Consider the following 19016-nt stretch of genomic DNA (forward strand, 5'->3'; position numbering starts at 1 on the left):
AACAATTTAGACAACTCATGTTTTTATTCTATTTATTTCTCATTTTTCTAGTTAAATGATATTCCACAATCTTTCGAGCTCGCTCGGCATCATGATCTTTTAATGCCTGAATCACCTCACCATGTTCACGATGGTATGATAACACCTCTTCAAGCTCCGAGTCCTTTTCAAACTCTTCTCTTTCCTCCAAAACCATCTGCACCAATGAATTATATAGCGCCATCAGCACATCATTATGAAGCATCTTCACAATGTAAGCATGAAATTCATGTCCTTTTTTTTCAGACTCTTCATCCCGGCCCTGTAACGTATCTTCTACCATCTCTTCATAATTTTTCTGTAAATATGCAATATCTTCTTCCGTACACTGCTTTGCTGCAAGGTAAGCCGCCTGAGATTCCAATATTAATCTGCACTGTAAGATCTCATCATAATAATGTTCATTGCTCATCATTTCCATCAGACGATTATCATTGATCCTCTGTAACGCATTCGGTGCAATATAAGTTCCCTGTCCGGTCCGCGCCTCCAGGATTCCTAACACCTGCAAAGATTTTATTGCCTCTCTTATGGAACTTCTGCCAACCTGGAATTCTTTTGCCAGTTCTATTTCCCCTTGAATACGTTCTCCCTCTTTCCAGGTCCCGTCTTCAATCTGTTTTTTTATCTGTGTTGATATATCTTCGTATACTTTATTCTTCTGAATTGGCGTAATCATAAATTCATTCCCCATCTTTCTCTAATATTAAGATATACTTTTTCAATTTGTATTTATCTTATCACATTTTATACTTGAAACCCACCTATTTTTATCTCCTTTAACTGGCTTGCTTAGTTTTGTTATATCTGGCTTTTTCAAACACACCACTTTAGTGCTAAGATAAGTGTAGTTTTGATGAAGGGAAGTTACACTATGACAAAAAAAATTGCCGTAATCAATGATTTATCCGGATTCGGCAGGTGTTCTCTTACTGCAGCAATCTCTGTCATTGCCGCTATGGGAGTGCAGCCCTGTCCGCTGCCGACAGCAGTGTTATCCGCTCAGACCGGATATCCGAGTTATTATTGTGATGATTATACAGAGAAGATGGAGTATTTTCGAAGCGAATGGAAAAAGATGGGGCAGACTTTTGACGGTATTTACACCGGATTCGTAGCAAGCGAGCAGCAAATTGACCAGATTTTTCATTTCGTAGAAACATTTGACACACCGGACACATTCTTATTAGTCGATCCGGTTATGGGGGACGATGGGCACACCTACGCAATGTTCACTCCCGAACTGTTGCGCAAAATGAAAAAACTTGCCATGACCGCTGACATTATCACACCAAATCTGACAGAGCTGACATTACTCACGGATGCTTCTTATCATGAACTGGTTGCCATTTCCGATGCAGAATCTATGATGAAAGAAATCGTGAAGCTGGCACAGAGTCTTTGTGAAGCCGGACCTTCTAAAGTTATTGTAACCGGAATCCGTTTTTCTGATAATGACGGAACTCGCAAAATGGGAAACCTCTATGTTACAAAAGAAGTGCAGACACTTGTCGCTTTTCCATATATCGGTGGCAGTTATTCCGGAACCGGAGATCTTTTTGCCTCCTGCTTAAGCGCAGGGATTGCAAGGGGATATGATGTACCAGCCACCATTAAACTCGCCGGTACATTTCTGGAAGCCGCACTTGCTGACTCTGTCAGGGAACATATTCCGGCTAATGATGGTGTAAATTATGAGCAATATCTGGCAATGCTTACTGCCGGATTAGAAAAGGGGATTTAATAATGAATGAGAAACAGCAAAAACCAGTTACTTTATTGACTGTCACCGGATTATTCGCAGCAATCATCACCTTGATGACTGCATATATCTGTCATATACCTTACGGTGCAAACGGTGGATATATCCACTTCGGTGATGCCCTGATCTATGTTGCAGCTGTGATCCTGCCAAGACCATATGCGATGGCTGCCGCTGCAATCGGCGGAGGACTTGCAGACCTTCTGACTGCACCAATGTGGGCGCCGGCAACGATTATAATCAAGATGCTGATCACATTACCATTTACAAGTAAAAACGGTCGCATGCTGAACGGGCGTAATATCATTGCACCTTTCCTCGCCGCTCTTATTTCCGCAACCGGTTATTATCTTGCCCAGGGAATCCTCTTTGGCTCCTGGATATCTGTCATCGTTTCTTTTGCAGGAAGCGCTGTACAGTCCGGTGGAAGTGCTGTGATTTTTCTTGTACTTGCAGGTGCAATGGATAAGGCACATATCAAAAATAAAGCAGAATTGATTTTATATCAGTAAATCTAAAATATTATCTGCTTGAGCTGCCGCAGACAGCTTTCTAATGAAATACTTTAAGATAGGAGAACAAAAAATGGCTGACATTTTATACACATACAAAAATCAGGTATACGCAAACATTACAAATCAATGCAACTGCAGATGCACCTTCTGCATCCGAAGTCACGAAGACGGTGTCGGTGATGCCGAGACACTCTGGCACAAAAAAGATCCGACACTGGAAGAGATTAAAGCTGCCATGGATGCTTTTGATTTTACCGGTTATGATGAGCTTGTTTACTGCGGTTATGGAGAACCGACCTGTGCGCTCGACATCCTTCTGGCATCCGCAAAGTATGCCAAAGAAAAATACGGTGTAAAAATCCGCATTAATACAAACGGACTTGGCAATCTTCAGCACGGACGAGATATTGTTCCGGAACTTGCCCCGGTTGTCGATGCACTTTCCATCAGTCTGAATGCACCGGATGCCGAAAAATACAATGCTGTCACAAGACCTCGTTTCGAAGGAGCTTTTGAAGCTATGCTTTCCTTTGCACAGGAAGCCCATAAAGTGATCCCGTCGGTAAGATTATCCATTGTAGATGTTCTCCCGGAAGATCAGATTGAAGCCTGTAAGAAGCTGACCGCTGACCTTGGTGTGCCGCTGAAAATCCGTAAATTTGCTTAAATCTTGTTATTACTTCTGTATAGACTTCGGCGTACAGTGCATGTACCGCTTGAAAATCTGGCCAAAATACGCCGGGCTGGCAAATCCAACCAGTCCGGCTGTCTCTGCAACGCTCTTTCCTTTTTTCAGAAGTGGAATACTTTTCTGTATCCGAAGAGACATCAGATATTCCAGAATGGTCATATCCATATGTTTCTTAAAAAATCTACAACATTCACTTTTACAAATATTCACATGTGCTGCTATATCATCCAGATTGATGTCACGGCTGTAATTCTGTTCCATGTAAGAAAGCATTTCCCTGAGACGTTCCAGATGCACTGCGCTCTCCGCTTTTGCATGCGGTCTTTTTCTATATTCCCGGTACAGATAATCCCAGATTCTAAGGACTTCCTGCTGGATCTGCATCTCATAATCTTCCGGCTGTTCATCCATAAGTTTCTGGATCTTAACCATCCGCCGCAAAATGTCCTGATGCCACTCTATATCTTTTTCCAGCTTAAGCGCTGCAAAACTGCTGTCATCAACCAACGGCTCCACATATTTACTGTGAAAAACACTCCCTTCATATCCGTAAACCAGACGCGGATGAAAAGTAATGGATAAATATGTACAGTCCTTCCGGTCACGCCGGTATCCGGCATGCAGCGTCCGGCTGTTTCCAAACATGCCTTCGCCCTCTTCCAGATTATATGTCTTTTCATTAATGTGGTATTCCATCTCTCCGGATACGATCTTCGTAATCTCGATCTCCGGGTGCCAGTGCCACAAAAATGCACCCTGCTCATAGGACTCAATATGCTCCACAGCTACATTTAACGGGAAACTGTAACTGCCATGTTCCTTGATTTCTTTCTGATTCTCTTCAATATTAATCTGCATTTTCCACTTCCTCAATATTCTTATAGTATTGTCTATTATTCTTATTGCGAGTGTTTATTTATCTCATTATTATTATCATAGTTCAACAAAGCATTTATCGCAACTATAAAATAAAAAAGAATGGAGAATAAAAAATGACAGAGAAATTAATGGAAACTTTTCAGAATCTTTTCGGTGCCGACGGAGATATCCGCACGTATTTCGCGCCTGGACGCGTAAACTTGATCGGAGAGCATACAGATTATAATGGCGGACACGTATTTCCATGTGCATTAACACTTGGAACTTATGCGGTAGCAAGAAAAAGAGACGACCGTGTTCTCCGCTTCTATTCTGAAAACTTCGCTTCCCTTGGTGTGATTGAGACAAGTCTTGATGACCTTGTACCAGATGAAAAAGCAGACTGGACAAACTATCCAAAGGGAGTGATGTGGACATTCGAGAAACGCGGCTACAAACTTCCGCAGGGAATGGACATTGCTATTTACGGTGATATTCCAAACGGTTCCGGACTGTCCTCTTCTGCTTCCCTGGAAGTACTGACAGGTATTGTGTTAAAAGATATGTTTGGATTTGATGAGATTACGATGCCGGAGATTGCACAGATCGGACAGTATTCTGAAAATAACTTCAATGGTTGCAACTGTGGAATCATGGATCAGTTTGCAAGTGCCATGGGTAAAAAAGACAATGCGATTTTCCTTGACACAAATACTCTGGAATACGAATATGCACCGGTTGTACTCCCAGATGCAAAAATCGTTATCACAAACAGTAAAGTAAAACACAGTCTTGTAGATTCTGCATACAATGACCGCAGAAGTGAATGTGAAACTGCTCTGGAAGAACTGAAATCCGAAATGCCGATTGTTACTCTCGGCGATCTTACGGAAGCAGAGTTCGAAGCACACAAAGATACAATCAAAGATCCTGTAAGACAGCTCCGTGCAAAACATGCTGTATACGAAAACCAGCGAACCATCCGTGCAGTCGCTGCATTGAAAGCAAACAATATTGAAGAATTTGGTAAATTGATGAACGAATCCCACATTTCTCTAAAAAATGATTACGAAGTATCCTGCGAAGAAATCGATATTCTCGTAGACCTTGCATGGGAAATCCCGGGCGTTATCGGTTCCCGTATCACAGGAGGCGGATTCGGCGGATGTACTGTCAGCATTGTAAAAAATGATGCGGTTGATACATTTATCGAAAAAGTTGGTAACGGATATAAAGAGCAGACCGGAAACACTGCTGAGTTCTATGTTGTAGAAGTTGGCGATGGCGCACACCGTCTGAGCTAGGAGGGATTCAGATGTTATATGAAAATATCAGACATTTAGTAGACTATGGAATCAGAACCGGACTGACACCGGAATGTGAACGGATCTATACAACAAATCTTCTGTTAGATCTTTTTCACGAAGATAACTACGAAGAGCCGGAAGCTGTGGCTTATGGCTCTCCGGATCTTGAAACAGTCCTTGCAAACCTTTTAAATATTGCTGTAGAACGTGGAATCATTGAAGACAACGTTGTTTACCGCGATCTTTTCGACACAAAGCTTATGAACTGTCTGCTTCCAAGACCCGCACAGGTACAGGCAACTTTCTGGGAAAAATATGCTATTTCCCCAGAAAAAGCAACGGACTATTATTATAAATTCAGTCAGGACAGTGATTACATCCGCCGCTACCGCGTAGCAAAAGACCTGAAGTGGAAAGTCGATTCTCCATACGGTGAAATTGACATTACAATCAATTTATCCAAACCGGAGAAAGATCCAAAAGCAATCGCTGCCGCAAGAAATGCTGCCGCAAGCAGCTACCCGAAATGCCAGCTTTGCATGGAAAATGAAGGTTATGCCGGAAGAGTCAATCATCCGGCGAGAGAAAACCACCGTATTATTCCGATCACGATCAACCAGAGTAACTGGGGATTCCAGTATTCCCCGTATGTATACTATAATGAGCACTGCATCGTCTTTAATGGTGAACATGTGCCAATGAAGATCGACCGTGCTGCATTTATCAAATTATTTGATTTTATCAAATTATTTCCACATTATTTCCTTGGTTCCAATGCCGATCTTCCGATTGTCGGTGGCTCTATCTTAAGCCACGATCATTTTCAGGGCGGACACTATACATTCGCCATGGCGAAAGCAAAAATCGAACTTCCGGTAACGATTCCGGGATATGAAGATGTGGAAGCCGGTATTGTAAAATGGCCATTATCCGTACTTCGCATCCGCAGCAAAGACACATCACGCCTGATCGATCTTGCGGAACATGTATTAAACTGCTGGAGATCTTATACGGATGAAGATGCATTTATTTATGCTGAAACAAACGGTGAACCGCACAACACGATTACACCGATTGCCAGAAAAAACGGTGATACTTATGAGCTGGATCTGACACTTCGCAACAACATTACGACCGACGAACATCCGTTAGGTGTTTATCACCCGCATGCACAGTATCATCATATTAAGAAGGAAAATATCGGACTGATCGAAGTTATGGGACTTGCCGTACTTCCATCCCGTCTGAAAGAAGAACTGGAACTTCTTGCCGATTACATTGTAAATGGCAAAGATATCCGTTCAAACAAAAAAATCGAAAAGCATGCAGACTGGGTAGAAGAATTTCTTCCGACTTACGACAATATTACAGAAGAAAATATTATGGAAATCCTTCAGAAAGAGGTTGGCAACGTCTTCACACACGTACTGGAAGATGCCGGTGTATATAAATGCACCGAACAGGGACGTGCTGATTTCCTGAAATTTATTCACACGCTGTAAGAAAAAATGCCTTCCCTGACCATTATAAAATCCTTTAGGTTAGGATAAGATTTTCTTAAGAAATTTTATAAACATTTCCAGTTTTTGTCATATTGCCGTCACAATTTGCTTATATACTAACAGTATCAACTAAAGAGGACGTCGGATGTATAGCCTGGGGAGTAGCTCTTATGTCTGCCGGACCTCGCCTAGACAATTACTGAATAACAGTTTATATAGATTTTTCATTTTACCCTCTCAAAAAGACCGGTGCACCACCTGATGCACCGGTCTTTCTTTACTGCTCTCTGAAATAAACTTCTCCTGTCTCAGTGTTCATATTGTCAACGATCGCCAGCGACTCTAACTGGAATCCCAGATTACGGATGACTCTTCCACCTGCCTGGAATCCCTTCTCAATTACAATTCCGATGCCTTCTACGGTTGCACCGGCAGACTGCACAATCTGGATCAATCCCTGAAGTGCACATCCGTTTGCAAGGAAATCATCAATTAATAACACATGGTCATCTTCGCTTAAAAATTTCTTCGCAACAATAACCTGGTTCTTGCATTTGTGTGTAAAAGATTCTACTTCTGCTACATACATCTCACCTTCCAGATTGATGCTCTTCGTCTTCTTCGCAAATACAACCGGTGCGTTAAAATACTGTGCTACAATACAGGCAATTCCGATACCGGAAGCTTCTATTGTAAGAATCTTATTAATATTCTTGCCTTCAAAACGTCTCTTAAATTCCTTACCGATCTCATTAAACAGTTCAATATCCATCTGATGATTTAGGAAACTGTCTACTTTCAGTACATTTCCATCTTTTACAATCCCATCTTTTACAATCCGTTCTTCCAAAAAGTTCATCGTAAAATCTCCTTTGTTTTTGATACTATTTATTTATAGTATCACACACAGATTCTGATTACAATTCCCTGGAATAACCAAAACTCTGTTTTTTTCGAAAATCAATGTTGTTCTCTCCGTAATCTTTCCACAAATCTGCGGAGTCTTCCAAATCATAATCCACCTGTCTATCTGTTCTCACTCTATCTTCTCCAGTTACGCCAGCTGTTGTATCCAACTGCACTCATAATCGTAGCAAATACATTAACCATCTGCCCCGCTGTATACACGCCATGATAACGGTTGTATGCTTTCCAGTCACTGTTGGCATGCTGCCATACACCAAGAACTGTTACTACATATACCAGCGCTCCGGCTGCAAATATAAGCGAACCCTGCATTCCCAGAAGTCCTCTGTAAGAAACATAAAATCCACCTGTCAGCACACCCACACCGATGATTCCAATAAGCAGTGTAACGGCAAGTGACTGTAATGCCATTTTCCAGACTTTAGAGCCAAGCCAGAGTAAGATACCTAAAAGCAATGTCAGAACATAAAGCCCGATAATATAATGGTATTCCATCTTCATATACGCAGTATGTGATTTCTGCGAATCATGTATCAGTTCCATTACAAATCCCATCACCGCAGTAAGTGCGACTGGCTGTGCAATCGCCCCGGCAAACAGTATACCCATATGTACTTTTATATCGGAGGACATCGCAGATATGATCAGAAACGCAACTTCCACTCCAATTGCTGCAACTCCAATATACATATAATTCTTTATCCAGGTAACATTTATAAAATACACGGTCAGCATACTGATCAGCATACCTGCACTGAACAACAAACCAATTGTATTATTGAGCTCATTTCTCGTAAGTTTTGTCTGCACAAGGTCTTCTGTCATTAATTTTCTGAGCCGCTCCTGCCACTCTTCTTTTGACTCCTTGATTTCTAACCGGTCAATCTCATTCAGATTCCAGTTCGCGCGAATCGCTTCCTGACAGATTGCCCTTGTCTCCTGAAGTAATCGCTCCTCTTCCCTAATCTCTTTCAAACGTCTTTCCATTGCTTTTTGCAATGATAATTCTTCCGCATAGATCTTCTGGATCTCCGGAATGGAAATTCCAAGCAGTCTTAATTTTTTTACTTCCTGTAAACGTTTTATCTCTACCTCTGTATAGATACGATAATTATTCTGTTCATTTCGTTTTGGGCACACCAGCCCTTCTTCTTCATAAAACCGGATATTTGCTTTCGTAAGTCCGGTAACTTTCTCAACTTCTTTGATATTCATATTATAACCTCTTTTCTCTCGCATCCTACTTCCTTCTTTCCTGATAATATATGATGATCATCTCTTTTGATGGCTCAACAATACACTATCAAGTCACTTGAAGGTCAAGCAATCTGCAACATTTTCTTCTTTTTTCTCCAAAAATAGTATGGAATCAGGCAAATAATCGTTGTCCCCCACGCAAGCGGGTAACTAATCAGTAAAGTCTCCACATTATGATGGAGCTGCGTCATGATCATCGTCCAAGGCAATCTCACAAAGAATAATCCTGCAAACGTAAAGATCGTCGGCCACAACACATCACCTAAGCCCCTCAGTCCGCCGGTCAGATTCTCAAGCAGTACGCTTAGCAGGTAGCTTGGCACAAGGAATCTGAGCATATAAACTCCGATATCTATGACTGCCTGATCGGTCGTAAACAGATGATACAGCGGTTCGCAGAAAACATACAGTACAATCAGCACAACTCCGTTAAATAAATAGGAAATTCCAAGATTGACACGAATGCTCTTGTATACACGATCCATCTTACCGGCTCCGTAATTCTGACCAACGAAAGTTGTAACCGCAACACCAAGCGCACTGTTGACCGTCCAGAAGATCATATCCAGCTTTCCATAAGCCGCCCAGCCCGCTGCTGTGTCTGTCCCAAATCCATTTACCACTGCCTGGATGATGACATTTGTCACACCGTAAGCACATGCCTGCAGTGCTCCCGGAATCCCGATTTTTAATTCTTTTGCAAGTACAGACATGTTCATACGAATTTCACGGAGCTTCAGTTTCATCACATCATACGCATGCATCAGCGAATAGGTAACCAACGCCGCACTGATGCACTGCGAAATCACCGTCGCCAGCGCAGCTCCTGCAATGCCCATATGTAAGAATACAACCATCACAATATCCAGAATGATATTCATCACACTGCATACGACCAGATACAGAAGAGGTCTTCTGGAATCCCCCGCTGCACGCATGATCGCTGCTCCCATATTATACACAAGGGTAAAAATAATTCCCAAAAAATATACCCGCAGATAAATGGTCGAATCTGCCATCATATCTTCCGGTGTGTTCATCCATTTCAAAAAATGCGGCGTTCCGATCACTCCAACTACTGTAACCGCAATACTGGTCATAATGGAAAATGCATATGCAGTATGTAATCCCACGTGCAGTCTTTTCTCATCCCTTGATCCATAATACTGGGCAATAATGACCGCTGCACCATTGGCAAGGCCGTTAAAAAAAGTAATAACGATATTCGCAATAACTGCTGCCGGTCCACCCACACTGGCAAGCGCTGCCTTGCCGACAAATCTTCCGACTATGATCGTATCCACAGTTGTGTAAAACTGCTGTACCAGTGTGCCGAGCATGATCGGGAAGAAAAAGATCAATAACTGTTTCCAGATCACACCCTCTGTAATTTCATTTTTCTTAAAAGTTCTCTCTGACATTCCAAACAATCCCCTTTTTGTTCGTCACTTACCATTCTTTTGTTTATTATAATTATTTCATTGATGAATCTGCCACTGGCAGCTTCATCCAAATTCTATAGCGGCAAAAAGACCAATATGCAAATGCATACTGATCTTTTCGCTTTTCACTTGATTCTATTTTATCATGTAACACTAAGAAAACAAACTCATTTTACAAATTGCATCTTGGTTTTTATTCTTTTCGCCATTCATCACAATCTGTATCATTCGCACTTGTACGCTTTATATTGCTATCACTACCGGCTTGAATCCTTCCATACTTACGACCATGATCGGTGCACCTGACGGGATTACAGCCCCTTCTTCGGATGCTCTCGCGCGGACTTTCATATTGCCACCGCAGATCGTACCTTTGCCGTTCCAGGTAATTTCTGTATCAGCAAATCCAATCTCCCACAGATATTTTTGCTCTCTGCGGTTACGAATCAGATTCATCACTGTCCGGATAATGATATTCAACACTGTTGCTGCAAACACGCCGATCATTCCTTTTACAAATCCTCTGACCGGAATTGCTGCTGAACAGATCAGACCTGCCAATGCCATTACGGTTCCGCTGTTCGTCAGATAACTTCCTTTCCAGTTCCTTCCATACGCATAGAACAGTTCCTTTCCGGAATATTTCTCCCAGATACTTAAAATAATTCCGTAACACAGGATTGCTGTTCCGACTACCAGGTGTACCTGCAACGGGATCTTATCCATCTGCTGATACTCATTCAAAAATCCCACGATTCCATACTTCCCTGCTGTTACAAGTCTGCTGATAACTTCAAATACCGGTACTAAAAATGCAAAGAACATCATCCACCAGAACATACTGAAATCAAGCACTCTCGCATGGATCTGATTGAGTTCATTGCCGGCTTCTTCCGGATTGCCCATCTGTCTTACTGCTTCCTCCTCGGCTTCTGCTTTACTCATGCCATTTTTCATAAGCGCCTCCTGACAGTCTTCCAGATGTGCCTTATATTCATCCAAAATCTCTCCTCTTACAGAACCGTTAGAAATACATTTTCCAAGACGTTTTAAATATTCATATTCTTTCATAATCTCGCACCCCCTGTTCGTATCTTCATACACATCTTCTACACTTCTGCCTGCAGCAGATTCTGTACTGCGGATGCGTAGCGGTTCCACTCTTCTGTCATCTTTGCAAGATATTTCTTCCCGCTCGGTGTGATCTGATAATACTTTCGAAGCTTTCCATTCGCTTCCTGAGAGTAGCACTTGAGATACCCTGACTGCACCATTCCGTGAAGCAGCGGGTAAAGTGTACCAACCTTCAGTTCAAATACATTGTCTGAACGCTTCGCCAGTGTGTCGATCATCTCATAGCCGTACATATCTTTCTCTGAAATCAATTTCAAGATCAGCATTGCTGTATTACCGGATACCTGATTCTTACTAAGTGTCATACAAATCTCTCCTCTCTTAACTTTTTCTTCACCCTTTATATCGTTCAATATATTATATCGATTGTCGATAGTGAAGAGTAAAAAAATATTCAGGAACTTTCCTTTTATTTGCTTTAATTATATATCGACTATCAATATATGTCAAGTTCCCAAATATATTTTTCTCAAATAATTTTTTCGCTCTCAATAATCGTTTCCAATATCTCCACGTCACCTGTTATTTTGAATATCACATTATTACCTTTTGTCTGTATATTAATTTTCATATTTTTCATAATGCACTTTATTTTCCGGAATCTCATCCAGCGAATGTCCTTCCGGATGAACAGCCGGGATTCCCAATGATAAAACAGCTTCCAGATGCATTTTCTCCGGATATCCTAATATATCCCGCAGATACTCTTCCGTAGACTGTCCGTCCGATGTTTCCCGTAAACGTCCCTGGATCCAGCAGCTTCCAAGCCCGAGGCTGTCTGCCATCAGGTGCATATTAGACATCACAATTGAACAGTCCTCCGTCCATACATCCGATTTTTCCGCATTGGCTATCACTACAACTGCGGCAGACGCATTTGCCAGCATTTTTGCCGAACCAACACGACATTCGGACATTTTCTGCAATGTGTCTTTATTTTGCACTACGATCAGTTCCCATGGCCTGATCGAACGGCTGGATGGCGATAATAATCCTGCATTTATTACCAGTTGCAGTTGCTCTCCTGTAACCGCTTCTTTTGTATACTGTCTGATGCTCCGTCTTTTTTTCAACATATCTATAAATTCCATTCGCATTTCCTCCTGAATTTCAAATCTCTATGCCTATTATACTCTCCTGGCACTATATATTAAATAATAAAAAAAAATTCAGAGAACCACTCTAAAAAAGTGATTCTCTGAACTTGTTCCACTAATGCCGCAGACCGGAATCGAACCGGTACGGGAGTATAAGTCCCGCAGGATTTTAAGTCCTGTGCGTCTGCCAGTTCCGCCACTGCGGCATACAAGGTGAATCGCGCCGATTCCGAAGGAATCGTGTGCATCGATGCGAAGCATCGCGTCACATTTCGTGATTCTAATACTTGCAAATCGTGACAAACTATTATCACGAAATGGGACCAATAGGGCTCGAACCTATGACCCTCTGCTTGTAAGGCAGATGCTCTCCCAGCTGAGCTATGATCCCATATCAAATTGTTATCGCTTACTCACATATGTGATAAGCAAGCGACCCAGAAGAGACTCGAACTCTCGACCTCCGCCGTGACAGGGCGGCGCTCTAACCAACTGAGCCACTGGGCCATATGGACCTTCGGGGACTCGAACCCAGGACCGATCGGTTATGAGCCGATTGCTCTAACCAACTGAGCTAAAGGTCCAAATCATTAAGTCCCTGTTAGGAACTAAGCCGATGATCGGACTCGAACCGATAACCTGCTGATTACAAATCAGCTGCTCTGCCAATTGAGCCACATCGGCATCTTCCCAATTACTTGGGTAATGACTCCAACGGGAATCGAACCCGTGTTACCGCCGTGAAAGGGCGATGTCTTAACCGCTTGACCATGGAGCCAAAAGATACATTATCGTGTCGATCGCTTAACATGTTACTCACGCGACCGAGTTATATATTATCATATCATTTTTATTTTGACAAGGGTTTTTTGAAATTTTTTTATTTTATTTTTCCAGAATAATTTCTTCTCCCTTTTGCTGTATAGCTATCCGCCAAAATTTGCTTATGCCTTAAAGTGTTCCAGCATAATCGGCATGCATTCTTTACTGTATTCACCCAGCGAGTATACTCCTTTGTTCAGACACCAGTCGGATACAAGTGCACGCTCACACATTGCATAATACTGGGTAATCTCACTTATCGGCATGTCACTGCGGATCTGTCCTTTCTTCTGCCCTTCATCCACAATCTTCGTTACCAGTTTATAATAACTTCGGTTCTGATCCAGCAAATGTCTTTCTCCCTGAGCCACAAGCTGTGTCGAATACAAAGATGCCAGCAGATCAATGCTGATCTTCTCTTCAATCATAGAATGTGCTTCATAATTTATATATAACAACTTATAAAAACTGTTCATATTGGCATCCATCTTTACTTCCAGTTCTTCATAGAAATCATCCAGGATCATAGACAATGTGTTCAACAGCTCATCCTTTGTATTAAAATAATAGTAAAAAGAACCTTTTGATGTTCCAGATAATTCAATAATATCGTCTACTGTCGTTCCATTGTATCCCTTTTCGTAAAACAACTGCCACGCAGCCGTTACAATTCTGTTTTTTATGCTCTCTTTTTTTATCTTTTCCATCTTAAACACTCCAACTTATATCTTTTAATGTTCTTTTTCTATTCCGAACTGCATCCATCACCGTACATAAAAACAGCTTTCCGGTTCCACCGGTATATTTTCCGTGTCGATCCATTCAATCTCTATGAAGCTATTGCGGTTCAGTCCTTCCTGGAGCTTATGGATCATCGGCTCTCTGCCCTGAATCTCCATTACAACCGTACCATCAAATTCATTTTCTACCCAGCCGGTCAGTCCAAGTGACTGTGCCAGATATTTGGCGGTATAACGGAAACCTACTCCTTGTACTCTTCCATGAAATACAATCCTTTGGCGAATCTCAGCCATATTATCTGCCTTTCTTTTAAAATGCCATACGAATTATTCCGTACTTCCACAATTCTGTCCGACGTTGGCATATTATGGTTTCATGCTTTTACCCCTGACATCATATACTATATTACTTTATCACGTTACAAAATTCAATTAAAAAACTATTCATTTTCTAAGATTTATTCAAAATTCTTTGCCACAAGACGGCAGTACTCTTCATACGCCTCTACACCGGCAAATGCTTTTCTCAGAGAATCTCTTACTCCTTTATAATACCAGCCGATGATCTCTTTGTCTTTCATGCGGAAGCGTTCCCAAAGCTTCTCTCCGGCAATCGGATAATCACGGTCAATATCCCGCATATTGGACAGCTTGTCTGCCAGTGCGATCATCTGCACTTCTTGCGGCGCTGTACGCAGGTGCTCGATCGTAGCGCTTTTGCGCTCCATCCATGTTCTGGACTTGTCTTCGCTCTCCTGTGCAACCATTCCTGCCACTCTCTCTGAAAAAAGCTCGGCCAGCATCCTTTCTGTCACGCCCTCACAGTCTTCAATCGTGTCATGCAGAATAGCCGCGCTTATAACTTCTTCATCCGTCGTCATCGTTGAAACAATATCCCCGACTTCTATCGGGTGGACGATATACGGTCTTTTCGTTCCTTTTCGAAACTGTCCGTCATGCGCCTTCGTTGCAAATTCTCTCGCTTTGTCTATCATGCTGGTTTCCTCCGTATGAATTTCTTCTTTCATGATACCATTTACAACTTTAAATATCAATCACGAGACAGTATAATAATATCCGTAAGGAGGATTCCGATTATGAACAAAACAATTCTTGTCACAGGCGCTTCCCGTGGGATTGGGCGGGCAATCGCACATGCATTTGCAGACTGTGGCTACCATGTATTTTTAAATTGTAACTCATCTGTAAAACAACTCCGGGAAGTACAGCAGGAGATAGAAGCACAATATCCAGGTGCCGCAACCTGCGTACCTGGCAATATTGGCAATCCAGATGATGTCCGCAACATCTTCAAAAGCATTTACAACGAATGTAATGCCCTTGATGTGCTTGTCAACAATGCAGGTGTTTCCCATCTTGGTTTGTTAAGTGACATGACCGATGACGAATGGAACCGTGTGATACAGACCGATCTGTCTTCTGTTTTCTATTGCTGCCGGGAAGCCATCCCGAAAATGGTATCCAGAAAATCCGGACATATCATTAACATTTCTTCCATGTGGGGCGTATCCGGTGCATCCTGTGAAGTTGCTTATTCTGCTGCCAAATCAGGTGTCAACGGACTGACGCGCGCACTTGCAAAAGAACTTGCGCCAAGCCAGATCCCGGTAAATGCCATTGCATGCGGTGTTATAGATACCGTTATGAATCAATGGCTTAATAAGGAAGAGCGCAGAGAATTAGAAGAAGAAATTCCAGCCGGCAGATTTGCCACACCGGAAGAAGTTGCCCAGACAACGGTAAATCTTGTCAATTCACCGATTTATCTGACCGGACAGATCATCGGCCTAGACGGCGGATATTTGTAAACCCTGTTAAAATGTACGTTGCAAGACACAGCAAAGGCAGCTGCCATTGGCAGCTTTCTCCAGATACTATGACAATACAGAAGAAAAGCCGGTATGCGAACACAAACCTCGCATACCGGCTTTTCTTCTGCCCTTTCATCTCTTATGCTCTTACCGCTTTCTTAAATAAAATGTATCCAATAACGAACAAAACTGCTATCACCGCCACGCCTGCGTTTGCCACGCCGGTCACCTGCGCCACTATTCCGACAAGTGTTGTGCCCATAAAGGATGCTCCTTTTCCGCATATGTCATAAATCCCAAAATATTCCCCGGATTTTTCTGCCGGAATGATCTTCGCAAAATACGACCGCGCCAGTGCCTGAATCGCTCCCTGGAACATACCGACCAGTACAGCAAGTGTCCAGAATTCCCACTGTTTATCCAGCTGGATCGCAAATAATGCGATTCCGATATATGCCACAATACATACTCCGATCAGCTGCTCTGTCGGATATTTTCCGGATAATTTTGCACAGATCAGCGCACACGGGAACGCTACAATCTGCGTCACAAGAAGTGCCAGCAGAAGTCCTGTAGAGTCCAGTCCAAGCGCACTTCCGTAAGCTGTTGCCATCTCAATGATTGTATATACACCGTCAATAAAGAAGAAAAATGCCAGAAGATACCAGAAAATCTTCTTCTCTTTGTGCACATCCATAAATGTTTGTCCGAGGCGTTTAAAGCTGTTTTTTACCGAATGAGACGGCACGGCCACATAATTTTTCTGTCTGTAATTTCGAAGTAGCGGAATCGTTACGACTGCCCACCAGACTGCATTTAAAATAAATGCGCCTGTCATCGCCATATGCATCGTGATTCCAATCTTCTCATACATTAACACGAGAACAAGCGACAGGATAAACGGAATACAGCTTCCGATATATCCCCACGCATACCCCTGGGAGGACACTTCGTCCATCCGGTCTGTGCTTGTTATATCTACCAGCATGGAATCATAGAAAATCAGGCTGGCATTGTAACCAACTTTTGCGATCACAAATACAGCAAGAAATACCACCCATGATGTTGGAAATGACATTGCCGCACAGCCGATCACTCCGACCATCATGCTGATGGTAAATAATGGCTTTTTGTAATTCTGCATATCTGCAATGGATCCAAGGACCGGTCCGATCACCGCCACAATCACAGTAGATACGGATGCCGCATATCCCCAGTATGCCAGATAATTGACTTCCGATATTCCGGCAGATTTTGCCAGATAGTTAAAATAGATCGGTATGATCGTCGCGATCAGCATTACAAATGCCGAGTTTCCCACATCATACATAATCCAGTATTTTTCCAGTTTTGTCAGTTTTTTATTCTCCATGTCTGTCCTCTTTTCCACTGTCTTCGTCTCTTTATCCCTGTTTATCCACATTTTTTATTTTCTTACTCAAATGTGCGGTTAAAACGCTGTTCCAGATCCTGTCCGTATTTCAGGCTTTCATCAAAACTTTCCATCAGCCGTACTGCGACATCTTCTGCTCTCCGGAACCGTTTGTAAAGTCCGTAATTGCTCTCTGTGCAGTTTGGATTATCCTGTTTCTGGTGCATCAGATCTTTGCAGAATCCAAATCCCGGCACAACTGTAAATAACAGATTCAGAAATCCTCTTTTCAACGCTCCGGGCGCGCGCAGGAAACGTTTGACAAGTTTCAGCCACTGCAAAGACTCTTTCACTGTCTTTGGCGAAATATTTTCATAAAATGGTGCGATCGCCAGCGCAGTTTCTTTGTCTGCAGTGATCAGCCGGTCCAGGCGGTAAGCCAGTGGATGCTGTTTGTCTTTTTTTAGTAAATATTTCTCAAATTCGGATTCTATCGCAAGATGGGAAACGTGTTCCTTCTCCATCATCTCGCTGACATAAGGGTGACATTCACTGTCCAGTGTATAATGACAGATGAATCCCAGAAGATAAGCATACTGCGCGCTGTCTCTTCCATAATGGTTTACAACTTTCGCTGCATGCTCAAAGAATGGTAAAGCAGAAACGGCATGCAGGTGGCTTCCGTATTTTGCTACATCATTCCCGTGATATGGGCGATAGAAAAATAAGATATCCGGTCCCTGCAGGCCGACTTCATACTGATTATAATATTTGAATATGATATTTTTTAATTCTCCGTCTGATTTTTCCGATACTTTCTCTCCGAAACGGTCGTGTGCATATAATGCTGGCATACCTTTGATCCTCCTGTTTCACTTTCTCCTCTAACTATATAAGGATAACAGGGAAAAGTAAACGGTTCTTTTTCAAAACGTAAAAACTATTTTAAATATTTATCTTTTAATTCTTTTACTTTCGCTTCATAAGCATCGTTCTGTTTTTTGCCTAATAACTGCTGATAAATCTGACCTTTTACTTCTTCGAATTCTGCTGTCTTTGGCTCATTTTTCTTCTCAACTTTGATCAGGTGATATCCGAACTGTGTCTTTACCGGTCCGACCACCTTGCCGATCTCTGCATCAAATGCTGCATCTTCAAATTCTTTTACCATCTGACCTTTGCCAAATTCGCCAAGGTCTCCGCCTTTTGCTCCGGATGGGCAGGTAGAAAACTCTCTTGCTGCATCCTCAAATGTCTTTTCACCTGCTTCGATATTCTTTAAGATTGTCTGGCATTTTTCTTCAGAATCTGTCAGGATATGTTTTGCGCTTACTGTTGCACCTTTGCCAAACTGTGCTTTATTTTCCTCATAGAAAGCCTTCTGCTCTTCTTCTGTTACTGTAATATCTTTTAACATATCTCTCATGGAAAGCTGTGCCAGAATGTCTCTTCTTGCTCCTTCCATGATCTCTTTGAACTCGTCAGTTTCATCCATCTTCTCATCTTTTCCAAGCTGTGCAAACAGATACAGATCGATAAACTGCTCTTTGTACTGTTCTCTGTACTGTGGATTCTGTGCATACATCTGCTGCTCTCTCGGAACGCTCTTTAAATACGCTTCAAACTGTGCTTCTGTAAGTTTTTTTCCTGCCACTACGGCTAATACGTTTTCACTCATGATTTATTCTCCTTTTTTCCAGGTCTTCTGACCACGTAAGG

The 19016-nt window shown here is 42.3% G+C and carries 21 protein-coding genes and 6 tRNA genes; 6 read left to right on the forward strand and 21 right to left on the reverse strand.

Features of this window, described 5'->3' with window-relative positions; genetic code table 11:
* Positions 1–28 precede the first annotated feature (28 nt).
* Positions 29–718, reverse strand: a complete 690-nt coding sequence (locus DW152_RS03290; RefSeq protein WP_158549875.1) for a FadR/GntR family transcriptional regulator — start codon at positions 716–718, stop codon at positions 29–31.
* Positions 719–913: 195 nt separating this feature from the next.
* Here DW152_RS03290 and DW152_RS03295 point away from each other — a divergent pair, with 195 nt between their 5' ends.
* From DW152_RS03295 to DW152_RS03305, 3 genes are all read left to right on the forward strand, one after another.
* Positions 914–1783 carry a pyridoxamine kinase gene (locus tag DW152_RS03295; RefSeq protein WP_118287958.1) on the forward strand — a complete coding sequence of 290 codons (870 nt, stop codon included), beginning with the start codon at positions 914–916 and terminating at the stop codon, positions 1781–1783.
* Positions 1784–1785: 2 nt separating this feature from the next.
* Positions 1786–2313, forward strand: coding sequence for a TIGR04002 family protein (locus DW152_RS03300; RefSeq protein WP_021860743.1), 528 nt, complete (start codon positions 1786–1788; stop codon positions 2311–2313).
* 73 nt (positions 2314–2386) lie between these two features.
* On the forward strand, positions 2387–2983 hold the full coding sequence (locus DW152_RS03305; protein ID WP_021860742.1) for a TIGR04100 family radical SAM protein: 597 nt from the start codon (positions 2387–2389) through the stop codon (positions 2981–2983).
* A gap of 9 nt (positions 2984–2992) precedes the next feature.
* On the opposite strand, the gene DW152_RS03310 is transcribed toward DW152_RS03305, so the two are convergent.
* Entirely contained in the window at positions 2993–3865 is an 873-nt protein-coding gene (locus DW152_RS03310) for a helix-turn-helix transcriptional regulator (RefSeq protein WP_118287959.1), read from the reverse strand.
* Between the two features lie 134 nt (positions 3866–3999).
* Here DW152_RS03310 and DW152_RS03315 point away from each other — a divergent pair, with 134 nt between their 5' ends.
* On the forward strand, positions 4000–5169 hold the full coding sequence (locus tag DW152_RS03315; protein ID WP_021860740.1) for a galactokinase: 1170 nt from the start codon (positions 4000–4002) through the stop codon (positions 5167–5169).
* Between the two features lie 11 nt (positions 5170–5180).
* Positions 5181–6674 (forward strand): UDP-glucose--hexose-1-phosphate uridylyltransferase, encoded by a 1494-nt coding sequence (gene galT, locus DW152_RS03320; RefSeq protein ID WP_021860739.1) that lies wholly within the window; start codon positions 5181–5183, stop codon positions 6672–6674.
* 277 nt (positions 6675–6951) lie between these two features.
* Here galT and DW152_RS03325 read toward each other — a convergent pair whose 3' ends face one another.
* From DW152_RS03325 to DW152_RS03395, 16 genes are all read right to left on the reverse strand, one after another.
* Positions 6952–7533, reverse strand: a complete 582-nt coding sequence (locus tag DW152_RS03325) for a xanthine phosphoribosyltransferase (protein WP_021860738.1) — start codon at positions 7531–7533, stop codon at positions 6952–6954.
* Positions 7534–7591: 58 nt separating this feature from the next.
* The gene (locus DW152_RS13550; protein WP_264291350.1) at positions 7592–7714 is read right to left on the reverse strand and encodes a hypothetical protein; all 123 of its coding nucleotides are present in this window, start codon (positions 7712–7714) and stop codon (positions 7592–7594) included.
* Between the two features lies 1 nt (position 7715).
* Positions 7716–8840: a MerR family transcriptional regulator gene (locus DW152_RS03330; RefSeq protein ID WP_021860737.1), complete on the reverse strand. Its 1125-nt coding sequence runs from the start codon at positions 8838–8840 to the stop codon at positions 7716–7718.
* A gap of 80 nt (positions 8841–8920) precedes the next feature.
* Positions 8921–10279, reverse strand: coding sequence for an MATE family efflux transporter (locus DW152_RS03335; protein ID WP_021860736.1), 1359 nt, complete (start codon positions 10277–10279; stop codon positions 8921–8923).
* 264 nt (positions 10280–10543) lie between these two features.
* Positions 10544–11461, reverse strand: coding sequence for a permease prefix domain 1-containing protein (locus DW152_RS03340; RefSeq protein ID WP_158570017.1), 918 nt, complete (start codon positions 11459–11461; stop codon positions 10544–10546).
* The gene (locus DW152_RS03345) at positions 11410–11739 is read right to left on the reverse strand and encodes a PadR family transcriptional regulator (RefSeq protein WP_021860734.1); all 330 of its coding nucleotides are present in this window, start codon (positions 11737–11739) and stop codon (positions 11410–11412) included. Before DW152_RS03345 ends, DW152_RS03340 begins: the two co-directional genes overlap by 52 nt.
* 255 nt (positions 11740–11994) lie before the next feature.
* Positions 11995–12525: a nitroreductase family protein gene (locus DW152_RS03350; protein WP_021860733.1), complete on the reverse strand. Its 531-nt coding sequence runs from the start codon at positions 12523–12525 to the stop codon at positions 11995–11997.
* A gap of 125 nt (positions 12526–12650) precedes the next feature.
* Positions 12651–12737 (reverse strand) — tRNA-Leu (locus DW152_RS03355).
* Positions 12738–12849: 112 nt separating this feature from the next.
* Positions 12850–12922: transfer RNA gene (locus DW152_RS03360), tRNA-Val, on the reverse strand.
* A gap of 42 nt (positions 12923–12964) precedes the next feature.
* A tRNA-Asp gene (locus DW152_RS03365) sits at positions 12965–13038 on the reverse strand.
* Between the two features lie 3 nt (positions 13039–13041).
* A tRNA-Ile gene (locus DW152_RS03370) sits at positions 13042–13115 on the reverse strand.
* A 27-nt stretch (positions 13116–13142) separates the two neighbouring features.
* A tRNA-Thr gene (locus DW152_RS03375) sits at positions 13143–13215 on the reverse strand.
* A 22-nt stretch (positions 13216–13237) separates the two neighbouring features.
* Positions 13238–13309, reverse strand: a tRNA-Glu gene (locus DW152_RS03380).
* 166 nt (positions 13310–13475) lie between these two features.
* Positions 13476–14060, reverse strand: a complete 585-nt coding sequence (locus DW152_RS03385; RefSeq protein ID WP_118287960.1) for a TetR/AcrR family transcriptional regulator — start codon at positions 14058–14060, stop codon at positions 13476–13478.
* Between the two features lie 57 nt (positions 14061–14117).
* The gene (locus tag DW152_RS03390) at positions 14118–14387 is read right to left on the reverse strand and encodes an acylphosphatase (RefSeq protein ID WP_021861187.1); all 270 of its coding nucleotides are present in this window, start codon (positions 14385–14387) and stop codon (positions 14118–14120) included.
* Between the two features lie 164 nt (positions 14388–14551).
* The gene (locus DW152_RS03395) at positions 14552–15088 is read right to left on the reverse strand and encodes an HD domain-containing protein (protein WP_118287961.1); all 537 of its coding nucleotides are present in this window, start codon (positions 15086–15088) and stop codon (positions 14552–14554) included.
* A 102-nt stretch (positions 15089–15190) separates the two neighbouring features.
* Here DW152_RS03395 and ymfI point away from each other — a divergent pair, with 102 nt between their 5' ends.
* Complete coding sequence (gene ymfI, locus DW152_RS03400) at positions 15191–15922, forward strand: elongation factor P 5-aminopentanone reductase (protein WP_118287962.1); 732 nt, start codon at positions 15191–15193, stop codon at positions 15920–15922.
* Positions 15923–16064: 142 nt separating this feature from the next.
* Here ymfI and DW152_RS03405 read toward each other — a convergent pair whose 3' ends face one another.
* The 3 genes from DW152_RS03405 to DW152_RS03415 form a co-directional block, all read right to left on the reverse strand.
* On the reverse strand, positions 16065–17297 hold the full coding sequence (locus DW152_RS03405) for an MFS transporter (RefSeq protein ID WP_118288051.1): 1233 nt from the start codon (positions 17295–17297) through the stop codon (positions 16065–16067).
* A gap of 62 nt (positions 17298–17359) precedes the next feature.
* The gene (locus DW152_RS03410) at positions 17360–18151 is read right to left on the reverse strand and encodes a zinc dependent phospholipase C family protein (protein ID WP_118287963.1); all 792 of its coding nucleotides are present in this window, start codon (positions 18149–18151) and stop codon (positions 17360–17362) included.
* A gap of 86 nt (positions 18152–18237) precedes the next feature.
* Entirely contained in the window at positions 18238–18975 is a 738-nt protein-coding gene (locus tag DW152_RS03415) for a peptidylprolyl isomerase (RefSeq protein ID WP_118287964.1), read from the reverse strand.
* Between the last annotated feature and the right edge of the window lie 41 nt (positions 18976–19016).

Origin of the sequence: Dorea sp. AM13-35, from assembly GCF_003473885.1 — a bacterium.
In the GTDB taxonomy this organism is placed as follows: Bacteria; Bacillota; Clostridia; order Lachnospirales; family Lachnospiraceae; genus Dorea_D; species Dorea_D hominis.

Excerpts from the sequence above, each read along its gene's own strand:
- DW152_RS03290 (WP_158549875.1), bottom strand. The coding sequence starts at position 718 with ATGATTACGCCAATTCAGAAGAATAAAGTATACGAAGATATATCAACA.
- DW152_RS03295 (WP_118287958.1), top strand. The coding sequence starts at position 914 with ATGACAAAAAAAATTGCCGTAATCAATGATTTATCCGGATTCGGCAGG.
- DW152_RS03300 (WP_021860743.1), top strand. The coding sequence starts at position 1,786 with ATGAATGAGAAACAGCAAAAACCAGTTACTTTATTGACTGTCACCGGA.
- DW152_RS03305 (WP_021860742.1), top strand. The coding sequence starts at position 2,387 with ATGGCTGACATTTTATACACATACAAAAATCAGGTATACGCAAACATT.
- DW152_RS03310 (WP_118287959.1), bottom strand. The coding sequence starts at position 3,865 with ATGCAGATTAATATTGAAGAGAATCAGAAAGAAATCAAGGAACATGGC.
- DW152_RS03315 (WP_021860740.1), top strand. The coding sequence starts at position 4,000 with ATGACAGAGAAATTAATGGAAACTTTTCAGAATCTTTTCGGTGCCGAC.
- galT (WP_021860739.1), top strand. The coding sequence starts at position 5,181 with ATGTTATATGAAAATATCAGACATTTAGTAGACTATGGAATCAGAACC.
- DW152_RS03325 (WP_021860738.1), bottom strand. The coding sequence starts at position 7,533 with ATGAACTTTTTGGAAGAACGGATTGTAAAAGATGGGATTGTAAAAGAT.
- DW152_RS03330 (WP_021860737.1), bottom strand. The coding sequence starts at position 8,840 with ATGCGAGAGAAAAGAGGTTATAATATGAATATCAAAGAAGTTGAGAAA.
- DW152_RS03335 (WP_021860736.1), bottom strand. The coding sequence starts at position 10,279 with ATGTCAGAGAGAACTTTTAAGAAAAATGAAATTACAGAGGGTGTGATC.
- DW152_RS03345 (WP_021860734.1), bottom strand. The coding sequence starts at position 11,739 with ATGACACTTAGTAAGAATCAGGTATCCGGTAATACAGCAATGCTGATC.
- DW152_RS03350 (WP_021860733.1), bottom strand. The coding sequence starts at position 12,525 with ATGGAATTTATAGATATGTTGAAAAAAAGACGGAGCATCAGACAGTAT.
- DW152_RS03385 (WP_118287960.1), bottom strand. The coding sequence starts at position 14,060 with ATGGAAAAGATAAAAAAAGAGAGCATAAAAAACAGAATTGTAACGGCT.
- DW152_RS03390 (WP_021861187.1), bottom strand. The coding sequence starts at position 14,387 with ATGGCTGAGATTCGCCAAAGGATTGTATTTCATGGAAGAGTACAAGGA.
- DW152_RS03395 (WP_118287961.1), bottom strand. The coding sequence starts at position 15,088 with ATGATAGACAAAGCGAGAGAATTTGCAACGAAGGCGCATGACGGACAG.
- ymfI (WP_118287962.1), top strand. The coding sequence starts at position 15,191 with ATGAACAAAACAATTCTTGTCACAGGCGCTTCCCGTGGGATTGGGCGG.
- DW152_RS03405 (WP_118288051.1), bottom strand. The coding sequence starts at position 17,297 with ATGGAGAATAAAAAACTGACAAAACTGGAAAAATACTGGATTATGTAT.
- DW152_RS03410 (WP_118287963.1), bottom strand. The coding sequence starts at position 18,151 with ATGCCAGCATTATATGCACACGACCGTTTCGGAGAGAAAGTATCGGAA.
- DW152_RS03415 (WP_118287964.1), bottom strand. The coding sequence starts at position 18,975 with ATGAGTGAAAACGTATTAGCCGTAGTGGCAGGAAAAAAACTTACAGAA.